Here is a 10,147-nt window from a genome sequence, read left to right as displayed (position 1 = left end):
TCGACGGGGCATAACAAACTAATTCGTCGACTATGACACACTGTTGAGTTCTCAAGAATCAGACGCACACCGTCCCAGCACCTCTCGGCACCAGCGGCGGGGCAACCTGCAGAAACTTACCGATCCGGCTTGTGCGAGTCAACTCCGTGGAGCCGGTCTCACGCCGTGCGATGCATTTCTTTACCGGGACATGCCTCAGCCACTCGTTTTCGACCCTCTGGGCCGCGAGTGGAGCTGCGTGCTCCGGCGAGACAGAACATTACACACGGGTGAGCAGGGCCCAAAATCGGGGTGTGGTGCAGCCTCACCGAGGCCGTCGGGGCGCGGCCGGCCGGTAGGTGGAGACGCTCGGCTCCCCCGGCAACCAGTAGCGCCACGGGCGCTCGGGCGCGCCGCGCAGCCCCACCCGCGGCCCGGTCTCGACGTGCTGCGGCGCGGCGCCCGGCTCGAGGGTGACCGGCCCGGCGGCCAGGTCGGCGCCGCCGTGCTCGAGGGTGATGCCGAGCGCCTGGCACAGCCGCGCCGGCCCGCGGACCAGGTCGCGCTCGCTGGACCGGGGCCGGCGGCGCCGGACGGTCTCGTGTCCTTCGACGACCTCGCCGGCACGCAGCAGGACCGCGGCCGCCGTCCCCTCCTGCCCCACCACGACGTTCGCGCACACGTGCATGCCGTAGCTGAAGTAGGTGTAGAGCCGACCGGCCGGACCGAACATGACCTGGGTGCGCGGGGTCGGGCCGCGGTAGGCGTGCGAACCGGGATCGTCCTGGCCGGCGTACGCCTCGACCTCGGTGAGCCGCAGCGCCACGTCACCGTGGCGCAGCACCGCCCCCAGCAGGAGCGGCGCCACCTCCTCGGGACGCCCCGCGAGCAGCGGGAGCAGTCCCGACGGCTCAGGCGAGACGGCCACGCAGGGCGTCCGCTCGAGCCAGCAGCTCGTCGAGCTGCTCACGCACCCGCACCGGGGCGGTGCCACCGCGCCCGTCGCGCGAGGCCACCGAGCCGGGGGCGGTCAGCACCTCTCGCACCTGGGGGGACAGCTCCGGGGAGATCTCGGCGAACTGCTCGTCGGACAGCTCGTCCAGCTCGATGCCGAGCTCCTCGCAGCGGCGTACGCAGGCACCGGCCACCTCGTGGGCGACCCGGAACGGCACGTTCTGGCGCACCAGCCACTCGGCGACGTCGGTGGCCAGCGAGAAGCCCTGCGGTGCCAGCTCACCGGTGCGCTCGCCGTCGAACTCCAGCGTGGCGACCATGCCCGTGAAGGCGGGCAGCAGCACCTCGAGGGTGTCGACGGAGTCGAAGACCGGCTCCTTGTCCTCCTGCAGGTCGCGGTTGTAGGCCAGCGGCAGCGCCTTGAGGGTGGCCAGCAGACCGGTCAGGTTGCCGACCAGGCGGCCGGCCTTGCCGCGGGCCAGCTCGGCGATGTCGGGGTTCTTCTTCTGCGGCATGATGCTCGAGCCGGTCGACCAGGAGTCGTGCAGCGTCACGAAGCCGAGCTCCTTGGTGGCCCACAGGATGACCTCCTCGGCGAGCCGGCTCACGTCGATGCCGATCTGGGCGGTCACGAAGGCCAGCTCGGCGACGAAGTCGCGCGCCGACGTGCCGTCGATGGAGTTGGCGCTCGAGCCGGTGAACCCCAGCTCGGCGGCCACCAGCGTCGGGTCGAGACCCAGGCTCTGGCCCGCCAGCGCGCCCGAGCCGTACGGCGAGTCGCCGGCCACGCGGGCGTCCCAGTCGCCCAGCCGGTCGACGTCGCGCAGCAGCGGCCAGGCGTGCGCCATCAGGTGGTGCGAGAGCAGCACCGGCTGTGCGTGCTGCAGGTGCGTGCGTCCCGGCATGATCGTGGGTTCGGCGCCGTCCTCGCCCAGGTGCGTGCGCGCCTGCTGGGCTAGCGCGTCGACGAGGTCGAGCACGTGCCCGGCGACCACGCGGGCGTGGTCGCGCAGGAAGACCTTGAACAGGGTGGCGATCTGGTCGTTGCGCGACCGGCCGGCGCGCAGCCGGCCACCCACGTCGGGGCCGACCTCCTCGAGCAGCAGCCGCTCGAGCGCGCCGTGCACGTCCTCGTCGGAGGGGTCGGGGTGCAGGTCGCCGGCGGCGTAGCGCTCCCCCAGCACGTCGAGGCCGCGCAGCAGCTCGGCGTGGTCGGCGTCGACGAGCAGCCCGGCCCGGTGCAGCGCGTTGGCGTGCGCACGCGAGCCGGCCAGGTCGTAGGGCGTCAGGCGCCAGTCGAAGTGCGTCGAGCGCGAGAGCGCCTCGAGCTCGGGCGAGGGTCCCCCGGCGAACCGGCCGCCCCACAGCTTGCCGGTGTTGGTCGCATCCTGCTTGCCGGGCTGTTCGGTGGTCACGCTGGTGCTGCTCCTCTCGCCGCGACGATCGCGGCGCTCATGATCTCAGGCAGGTCGGGGGCGACCAGGCGTCCGTCGGCGGCGAGGTCGTGCGGCCTCCACCAGCGTGCCTCCACCACGTTGTCGACCTCACCGGGCTCGAGGTGCTCGAAGGTGATGGTGACGTCGCGCGGGAGGTGCAGCGCGAAGAAGGTCGAGTCGCCGAGGTAGGCGCGCCCGTCGTAGGTGAAGTGCCGGTGGTCGCGGTGGAAGGGCCCCACCAGCTCCTCGGCGGTGGCCACCACGCCGGTCTCCTCGCGCAGCTCGCGCAGTGCCGCGGTGACGTGGTCCTCCCCCGGGTCCAGGGCGCCGCCGATCGTGCCCCACCGCAGCTCGCCGGGCCGCCCGGGGTCTTGGTCGAGCAGCAGCAGGCACTCGCCCGCCGCGCTGACCGGGAGCACCCGGGCGGTCGCGCGCAGCACCGGCTCCATCACACCGCTCCCATCAGTCGGTGCCGGACTCCATCGCCGCGGCGTCCAGCGCCTCGTCGTCGATGTCGTCGGCCGAGCGGGGGTTCTTGGTGATCCGGTCGTAGCCGCCGGGCTCGATCTCGCCGTAGAGGGTGCCGTTCTCGACCAGCACCTGGCCCTGGTCGAGCGGCTGGTCGGCGTACAGCTCGAGCTTGGCGCGGCTGTCGGCGATGTCGAGGTTGCGCATGGTGAGCTGGCCGATCCGGTCCAGCGGGCCGAACGCAGCGTTCTCGGTGCGCTCCATCGACAGCTTGTCGGGGTGGTAGGAGAACGCGGGACCGTCGGTGGAGACGATCGAGTAGTCCTCGCCGCGGCGCAGCCGCAGCACCACCTCGCCGGTGACCAGCGAGGCGACCCAGCGCTGCAGCGCCTCGCGGATCATCAGCGACTGCGGGTCGAGCCAGCGACCCTCGTACATGAGGCGACCGAGCCGGCGACCGTCGTTGTGGAAGCTGGCGATCGTGTCCTCGTTGTGGATCGCGTTGAGCAGGCGCTCGTAGGCGATCCACAGCAGCGCCATGCCCGGGGCCTCGTAGATGCCGCGCGACTTGGCCTCGATGATGCGGTTCTCGATCTGGTCGGACATGCCGAGCCCGTGGCGCCCGCCGATCGTGTTGGCCTCGTGGACCAGCGCGACCGGGTCGTCGAAGCGCACGCCGTTGATGGCGACCGGGCGGCCGGCCTCGAAGGCGAGGGTGACGTCCTCGGTGGGGATCTCCACCGAGGGGTCCCAGAACTTCACGCCCATGATCGGCTCGACGACCTCGAGGGAGGTGTCGAGGTGCTCGAGGGTCTTGGCCTCGTGGGTGGCGCCCCAGATGTTGGCGTCGGTGGAGTACGCCTTCTCCTTGGAGTCGCGGTAGGGCAGGCCGTGCTCGGTGAGCCACTGGCTCATCTCGTCGCGCCCGCCGAGCTCGTGGACGAAGTCGGCGTCGAGCCACGGCTTGTAGATGCGCAGGTCGGGGTTGGCCATCAGGCCGTAGCGGTAGAACCGCTCGATGTCGTTGCCCTTGAAGGTCGAGCCGTCGCCCCAGATGTCGACGCCGTCCTCGTGCATGGCGCGCACCAGCATGGTGCCGGTGACCGCGCGGCCCAGCGGCGTGGTGTTGAAGTAGGTGCGCCCGCCGGAGCGGATGTGGAAGGCGCCGCAGGCGATCGCCGCGAAGCCCTCCTCGACCAGCTGGGTGCGGCAGTCGACGGCGCGCGCGATCTCGGCGCCGTACTCCTTGGCCCGGTCGGGCACGCCGGAGATGTCGGGCTCGTCGTACTGGCCGATGTCGGCGGTGTAGGTGCACGGGACCGCGCCCTTGTCGCGCATCCAGGCGACCGCGACGGAGGTGTCGAGACCTCCGGAGAACGCGATGCCCACGCGCTCCCCCTTGGGCAGCGTGGTCAGGACCTTGCTCATGGGTGCTCCTCGATCTGGGGGGTGAAGGTCGGGTCGTACGTCGGGTGGTCGGCCATCTCGAGGAAGCGGCGCGCCAGGGCGTCTCCCCCGGTCGGCTCGCGACCGATGACCAGGACGGTGTCGTCGCCGGCGATGGTGCCGAGGACGTCGGGGAACTCGGCCTTGTCGAAGGCCGAGCCCAGGAACTGCGCGGCGCCCGGGGGCGTGCGCAGGACCACGAGGTTGGCGGTGGCGTCGGCGCTGACGAGCAGCTCGGCGCACAGCCGGGCCAGGCGCGCACGCCCGGCCGAGGAGTCGGTGGGCGCGACGGGTCGGCGGTCGCCGCCCTCGGCGGGCACGGCGTAGACCAGCGCCCCGGAGGCGGCGCGGACCTTGACGGCCTCGAGCTCGACGAGGTCGCGCGAGAGGGTGGCCTGGGTGACTCGCACGCCGCTCTCGGCCAGCAGCAGGGCCAGCTCGCCCTGCGAGTGCACCTCGTGGGTGCTGACCAGCTCGACGATGCGCTGGTGGCGCGCGTTCTTGGTGGTGGGGCGCATGGCGAACTCGGTCACGTGACACCTCCCACGGCGGGCTGCTCGCCGCCGGCGAGCAGGAAGGCCAGCACCGCCTTCTGGGCGTGGCGCCGGTTCTCGGCCTCGTCCCAGACCGCGCTCTGCGGGCCGTCGAGCACCTCGGCGGCGATCTCCTTGCCGCGGTAGGCCGGCAGGCAGTGCAGCACCACGGCGTCGGGAGCGGCGTGGGCGAGCAGCTCGGGGGTCAGCGACCAGTCGGCGAAGACCAGCTCGCGCGCCCGCTCCTCGCTCTCCTTGCCCATCGAGATCCAGGTGTCGGTGACCACGACGTCGGCGCCGGCCACGGCCTTGACCGGGTCGGGCTCGGCGCAGGCCGAGCCACCGGTGGCGGCACCGATCTCGCTGGCCCGGTCGAGGACGTCCTGGTGGGGCAGGAACCCCTCGGGGCCGCTGACCCGCACGTGCATCCCGGCGGTCGCGCCGGCCAGCAGCCACGAGTTGCCCATGTTGCACGCGGCGTCGCCGACGAAGGCGACGCTCAGGCCGGCGAGCCGGCCGCGCTGCTCGCGCACGGTCAGCAGGTCGGCGATGAGCTGGCAGGGGTGGAAGTCGTCGGTCAGTGCGTTGACGACCGGCACGCCGGCGTGCGCGGCCATCAGCTCGAGGTCGGACTGGTGGAAGGTGCGCCACACCACGACCGAGACCTGGCGGCCCAGCACCCGGGCGACGTCCTCGACCGACTCGCGGATGCCGATGCCGGCCAGGCGGCCCTCGACGAGCATCGGGTTGCCGCCGAGCTCGGCGATGCCGGCGCCGAAGGAGGTCTGGGTGCGCAGCGTCGGCTTGTCGAAGATCATCGCCACCGACTGCGGTCCGGCCAGCGGCTTGGCGTCGTACGGCGCCCGCTTCATCGCCGCCGCGAGGTCCAGCACCCGGGCCTGCTCGGCCGGGGTGAGGTCGTCGTCGCGCAGGAAGTGGCGCGCCATCAGGTGCCCGCCTTGTCGAGGATCGCCGGCCAGGCCTGCAGGAACGCCTCGACGTCGGCGTCGGTGAGCACCAGGGGCGGCGCCAGGCGGATCCGGTTCGGCGTCGGCATGTTGACGATCCAGCCCGCGTCCTGGGCGGCGTCGACGACGGCCGCGGCGGTCTCGGAGACGAGGTCGAGGCCGATCAGCAGGCCCTGGCCGCGCACCTCGGTGACCCGCGGGTCGGCGCCCAGGCCCTCGCGCAGCCGCTCGCCGGCGAGCCGGGCGTGCTCGAGCAGCCCCTCCGACTCGACGGTGCGGATCACCGCCAGCGCGGCGGCGCAGGCCACCGGGCTGCCGCCGAAGGTGGTGCCGTGGTTGCCGGGCTCGAGCAGGTCGGCGGCCCGGCCCAGGCCGACGACGGCCCCGATCGGGTAGCCGCCGCCCAGGCCCTTGGCCAGGGTCAGCACGTCGGGCACGACCTGGCCGGCGTGGGCGAACCACTCGCCGGTGCGGCCCATGCCGGTCTGCACCTCGTCGAGCCACAGCAGTGCCCCGGACTCGTCGGCCAGCGCCCGGGCCGCGTGCAGGTAGCCCTCGGGGGCCGGCACCACACCGGCCTCGCCCTGGATCGGCTCGAGCAGGATGGCCGCGGTCTGGTCGCTGACGGCCTCGCGCAACGCGTCGGCGTCGCCGTACGGGACGAAGGTGACGTGGCCCGGCAGCGGCTCGAAGGGCTCGCGGTAGGCGGCCTTCGAGGTCAGCGCGAGCGCGCCCATGGTGCGCCCGTGGAAGCCGCCCTCGGCGACCACCACCTGGGTGCGCCCGGTGCGGCGGGTCAGCTTGAACGCGGCCTCGTTGGCCTCGGCGCCGGAGTTGGCCAGGAAGACCTTGCCGGGGCCGGCGCCGACGAGGCGCAGCAGCGTCTCGGCGAGCTCGACCTGGGGGCCGGAGGTGAAGAAGTTGGAGATGTGGCCGAGCGTGGACATCTGCTCGGTGACCGCCGCGACCAGCGCCGGGTGGGCGTGGCCCAGGGTGTTGACGGCGATCCCGCCGAGCAGGTCGACGTACTCCTTGCCGTCGGCGTCCCACACGTGGGCGCCCTCGCCGCGCACCAGGGCGAGCTTGGGCGGGCCGAAGGTGTTCATCAGCGAGTGGGAGTAGCGCTCCCCGAGATCCTGGTTGCTCACTTGCGCACCGCCTTCGACCGGGCCTTGCGGACCTTGGTCTCCACCCCGGGCAGCACCTGGGTGCCGACGCCCTCGTTGGTGAAGAGCTCGAGCAGCACCGCGTGCTTCTCGCGCCCGTCGACGACGGTGGCGCGCGGGACGCCCTCGGCGACCGCCTTGCGGCAGGCCTCCATCTTGGGCACCATCCCGCTGGCCAGGCTGGGCATCATGTCGGCCAGGGCCTCGGGGCTGATCTCGTAGATCACGTCGTCGCTCTCGGGCCAGTCGCGGAAGAGCCCCTCGACGTCGGTGAGCACCAGCAGCTTCTCGGCGCCCAGCGCCACCGCCAGGGCGGCCGCGGCGGTGTCGGCGTTGACGTTGTGCACCAGGCCGTCGACGTCGGGCGCGACGCTGGAGACCACCGGGATGCGCCCGGCCTCGATGAGGTCGCGCACGGCCTCGGGACGCACCTTGGCGACCTCGCCGACGAGGCCGAGGTCGACCTCCTCGCCGTCGACGATGGTGTTGGCCGGCTCAGCGGTGAAGAGCCCGGCGTCCTCGCCGGACAGGCCGACCGCCAGCGGGCCGTGCTCGTTGACCAGCCCGACCAGCTCACGCTGGACCTGGCCCACGAGCACCATCCGCACCACGTCCATCGCCTCGGGCGTGGTCACGCGCAGCCCGCCGCGGAACTCCGACTTGATGTCGAGCCGGTCGAGCATCGCGGAGATCTGCGGACCGCCGCCGTGCACCACGACGGGACGGAACCCGGCGAAGCGCAGGAAGGCGATGTCCTCGGCGAAGGCGCGCTTGAGGGTGTCGTCGGTCATCGCGTTGCCGCCGTACTTCACCACCACGACCTTGCCGTGGTAGCGCTTGAGCCAGGGCAGGGCGTCGGAGAGGATCTCCGCCTTGTCCGGGTCGGCCGGGGGGACCTCGCTGCGGATCATCTGGTCGCTGTCGTTCGTAGGAGTGCTCATGAGGAGTAGGCGCTGTTCTCGTGGACGTAGGCGTGGGTCAGGTCGTTGGTCCAGACGGTCGCCCGCTCGGACCCGGACTTCAGGTCGATCGTCACGCTGACCTCGCGCGCCGACAGGTCGACGCTCTCGGGATCGGCGTGGGGGGTGGACTGCCGGCAGACCCAGACGCCGTTCATGGCGACGTCGAGGTCGGCGGGGTCGAAGGTGGCGCCGGTGGTGCCGATGCTGGCCAGCACCCGGCCCCAGTTGGGGTCGTTGCCGAAGATCGCGGCCTTGAAGAGGTTGGAGCGGGCCACGCTGCGGCTCACCTCGACCGCCTCGTCCTCGGTGGCGGCGTTGAGGGTGGTGATCGCGATCTCGTGGTCGGCGCCCTCGGCGTCCTTGAGCAGCTGCATCGCCAGGTCCGTGCAGGCCTGGGTGAGCGCGGCGGTGAAGTCGTCGGGGCTGGGGGTGATGCCGCTGGCCCCGCTGGCCATCACGGTCACGGTGTCGTTGGTCGACATGCAGCCGTCGGAGTCGAGCCGGTCGAAGGAGACCCGGGTCGCGGCGCGCAGCGCGGTGTCGAGCTCGTCGGCGGGCACCACGGCGTCGGTGGTGAGCACCACCAGCATCGTGGCCAGCTGGGGCGCGAGCATGCCGGCGCCCTTGGCCATCCCGCCGATGCTCCACCCGGCGCCCTCGACCACGACCTGCTTGCTCACCGAGTCGGTGGTCATGATCGCCGCGGCCGCGTCGTCGCCGCCCTCGGCCGACAACGCGTCGTACGCCGCGTCGACGCCGGCGAGCACCTGCTCGCGGTCGTTGGTCAGCCCGATCAGGCCGGTGGAGCACACGACCACGTCGAGCGCACCGATGCCGACGTGCTCGGCGACCCGCTCGGCGACCGCGTGCGTGGTCTGGAAGCCCTCGGGGCCGGTGTAGCAGTTGGCGCCGCCGGAGTTGAGGACGACCGCCTTGACGGTGCCGTCCTTGACGACCTCCTGGCTCCACAGGATCGGGTTGGCCTTGCAGCGGTTGGCGGTGAAGACCGAGGCGGAGTCGAAGCGCGGGCCCGCGTTGACGACCAGCGCGACGTCCTTGGCGCCGGTCGACTTCAGCCCGGCGGGGACGCCGGCGGCCGTGAAGCCCTGGGGGGTGGTGATGCTCATCAGGGTGCCAGTCCGATCGTGGTCAGGCCCGTGCCCTCGTCGAGGCCGAGCGCGAGGTTCATGCACTGGACGGCGGCGCCGCCGGTGCCCTTGGCCAGGTTGTCGACGGCGCCGACGGCGACAAGGCGCCCGGCGGTCTCGTCGACGGTGACCTGCAGCTGCACGGTGTTGGAGCCGGTCACCGACTTGGTCTGGGGCCACTGCCCCTGGGGCAGCACGTGGACGAACGGCTCGTCGGCGTAGGCCTCGGCGTAGACGGCGTAGGCCTTGTCGGCGCTCACCTCGCCGACTAGGTCGGCCGAGCAGGTGGCCAGGATGCCGCGCGGCATCGGCACCAGCAGCGGCGTGAAGCTGACCGCGACCGTGCCGTCGGTGAGGGCGGAGAGGTTCTGGGTGATCTCCGGCGTGTGCCGGTGGCCGCCGCCGACGCCGTACGCGCTGGCGTTGCCCATGATCTCGGAGCCGAGCAGGTGGGCCTTGGCGGCCTTGCCGGCGCCGCTGGTGCCGCTGGCCGCGACCACCGAGACGCGCGGCTCGATGATCCCGGCCGCGATGGCGGGCGCCAGGCTCAGCGTCGAGACGGTCGGGTAGCAGCCAGGCACGGCGATGCGGCGCGCGCCGCGCAGCTCCTCGCGTCGGCCGGGCAGCTCGGGCATGCCGTAGGGCCAGGTGCCGGCGTGCTCGCCGCCGTAGAACTTCTCCCACTCCCCCGCGTCGCGCAGCCGGAAGTCGGCGCCGCAGTCGATGACGACGGTGTCGTCGCCGAGCTGGGCGGCCACCTCGCCGGACTGGCCGTGCGGCAGGGCGAGGAAGACGACGTCGTGACCGCTGAGGACCTCGATCGTGGTGGGCTCGAGCACCCGGTCGGCCAGCGGCACGAGGTGCGGCTGCAGGGCCCCGAGGGGCTGGCCCGCGTTGGACGCGCCGGTCAGGGCGCCGATCTCCACCTCGGGATGGGCCAGCAGCAGCCGCAGGACCTCACCTCCGGCGTACCCGCTCGCTCCGGCCACTGCCACTCGCACTCTTGCCATATGCATGACTATACGCAGACCTGCATGATCATGTGCAAGCGGGGGGTGCGCTGGGGCCCGAGCCGGTGGCACCGGCG

At 72.5% G+C, this 10,147-nt stretch carries 10 protein-coding genes; all 10 read right to left on the bottom strand.

The genetic code is table 11. The annotated features are described in order from the left end of the window. Positions 1 to 304: 304 nt before the first annotated feature. The 10 genes from QWJ41_RS17775 to argC are packed head-to-tail and all read right to left on the bottom strand — an operon-like array spanning position 305 to position 10,076. A complete protein-coding gene (locus QWJ41_RS17775) occupies positions 305 to 907 on the bottom strand; it encodes a DNA-3-methyladenine glycosylase (RefSeq protein ID WP_302709782.1) in 603 nt (200 codons plus the stop codon). After that, positions 891 to 2,348, bottom strand: coding sequence for an argininosuccinate lyase (gene argH, locus QWJ41_RS17770; protein WP_302709781.1), 1,458 nt, complete (start codon positions 2,346 to 2,348; stop codon positions 891 to 893). The genes QWJ41_RS17775 and argH overlap by 17 nt, the downstream gene beginning before the upstream one ends. Continuing rightward, positions 2,345 to 2,818, bottom strand: coding sequence for an NUDIX hydrolase (locus QWJ41_RS17765; RefSeq protein WP_302709780.1), 474 nt, complete (start codon positions 2,816 to 2,818; stop codon positions 2,345 to 2,347). The genes argH and QWJ41_RS17765 overlap by 4 nt, the downstream gene beginning before the upstream one ends. 13 nt (positions 2,819 to 2,831) lie before the next feature. After that, positions 2,832 to 4,265 (bottom strand): argininosuccinate synthase, encoded by a 1,434-nt coding sequence (argG, locus tag QWJ41_RS17760; protein WP_302709778.1) that lies wholly within the window; start codon positions 4,263 to 4,265, stop codon positions 2,832 to 2,834. Beyond that, on the bottom strand, positions 4,262 to 4,816 hold the full coding sequence (locus QWJ41_RS17755) for an arginine repressor (protein WP_439117343.1): 555 nt from the start codon (positions 4,814 to 4,816) through the stop codon (positions 4,262 to 4,264). The genes argG and QWJ41_RS17755 overlap by 4 nt, the downstream gene beginning before the upstream one ends. Beyond that, positions 4,813 to 5,763, bottom strand: a complete 951-nt coding sequence (argF, locus tag QWJ41_RS17750; protein ID WP_302709777.1) for an ornithine carbamoyltransferase — start codon at positions 5,761 to 5,763, stop codon at positions 4,813 to 4,815. Before argF ends, QWJ41_RS17755 begins: the two co-directional genes overlap by 4 nt. Continuing rightward, positions 5,763 to 6,890, bottom strand: a complete 1,128-nt coding sequence (locus tag QWJ41_RS17745; RefSeq protein WP_302709786.1) for an acetylornithine transaminase — start codon at positions 6,888 to 6,890, stop codon at positions 5,763 to 5,765. Before QWJ41_RS17745 ends, argF begins: the two co-directional genes overlap by 1 nt. A 38-nt stretch (positions 6,891 to 6,928) precedes the next feature. Then, positions 6,929 to 7,861 carry an acetylglutamate kinase gene (argB, locus tag QWJ41_RS17740; protein ID WP_302709785.1) on the bottom strand — a complete coding sequence of 311 codons (933 nt, stop codon included), beginning with the start codon at positions 7,859 to 7,861 and terminating at the stop codon, positions 6,929 to 6,931. A 26-nt stretch (positions 7,862 to 7,887) separates the two neighbouring features. Continuing rightward, positions 7,888 to 9,039 (bottom strand): bifunctional glutamate N-acetyltransferase/amino-acid acetyltransferase ArgJ, encoded by a 1,152-nt coding sequence (gene argJ / locus QWJ41_RS17735; protein ID WP_302709776.1) that lies wholly within the window; start codon positions 9,037 to 9,039, stop codon positions 7,888 to 7,890. Continuing rightward, on the bottom strand, positions 9,039 to 10,076 hold the full coding sequence (gene argC, locus QWJ41_RS17730; protein ID WP_302709775.1) for an N-acetyl-gamma-glutamyl-phosphate reductase: 1,038 nt from the start codon (positions 10,074 to 10,076) through the stop codon (positions 9,039 to 9,041). Before argC ends, argJ begins: the two co-directional genes overlap by 1 nt. Positions 10,077 to 10,147 lie beyond the last annotated feature (71 nt).

It is taken from the genome of Nocardioides cremeus (genome assembly GCF_030518195.1).
GTDB lineage: Bacteria > Actinomycetota > Actinomycetes > Propionibacteriales > Nocardioidaceae > Nocardioides > Nocardioides cremeus.
Note: the sequence above shows the minus strand (reverse complement) of the source record. Positions and strands in the feature narration are given on the sequence as shown.

Excerpts from the sequence above, each read along its gene's own strand:
- QWJ41_RS17765 (WP_302709780.1), bottom strand. The coding sequence starts at position 2,818 with ATGGAGCCGGTGCTGCGCGCGACCGCCCGGGTGCTCCCGGTCAGCGCG.
- argG (WP_302709778.1), bottom strand. The coding sequence starts at position 4,265 with ATGAGCAAGGTCCTGACCACGCTGCCCAAGGGGGAGCGCGTGGGCATC.
- argF (WP_302709777.1), bottom strand. The coding sequence starts at position 5,763 with ATGGCGCGCCACTTCCTGCGCGACGACGACCTCACCCCGGCCGAGCAG.
- QWJ41_RS17745 (WP_302709786.1), bottom strand. The coding sequence starts at position 6,890 with ATGAACACCTTCGGCCCGCCCAAGCTCGCCCTGGTGCGCGGCGAGGGC.
- argB (WP_302709785.1), bottom strand. The coding sequence starts at position 7,861 with ATGATCCGCAGCGAGGTCCCCCCGGCCGACCCGGACAAGGCGGAGATC.
- argJ (WP_302709776.1), bottom strand. The coding sequence starts at position 9,039 with ATGAGCATCACCACCCCCCAGGGCTTCACGGCCGCCGGCGTCCCCGCC.
- argC (WP_302709775.1), bottom strand. The coding sequence starts at position 10,076 with ATGCATATGGCAAGAGTGCGAGTGGCAGTGGCCGGAGCGAGCGGGTAC.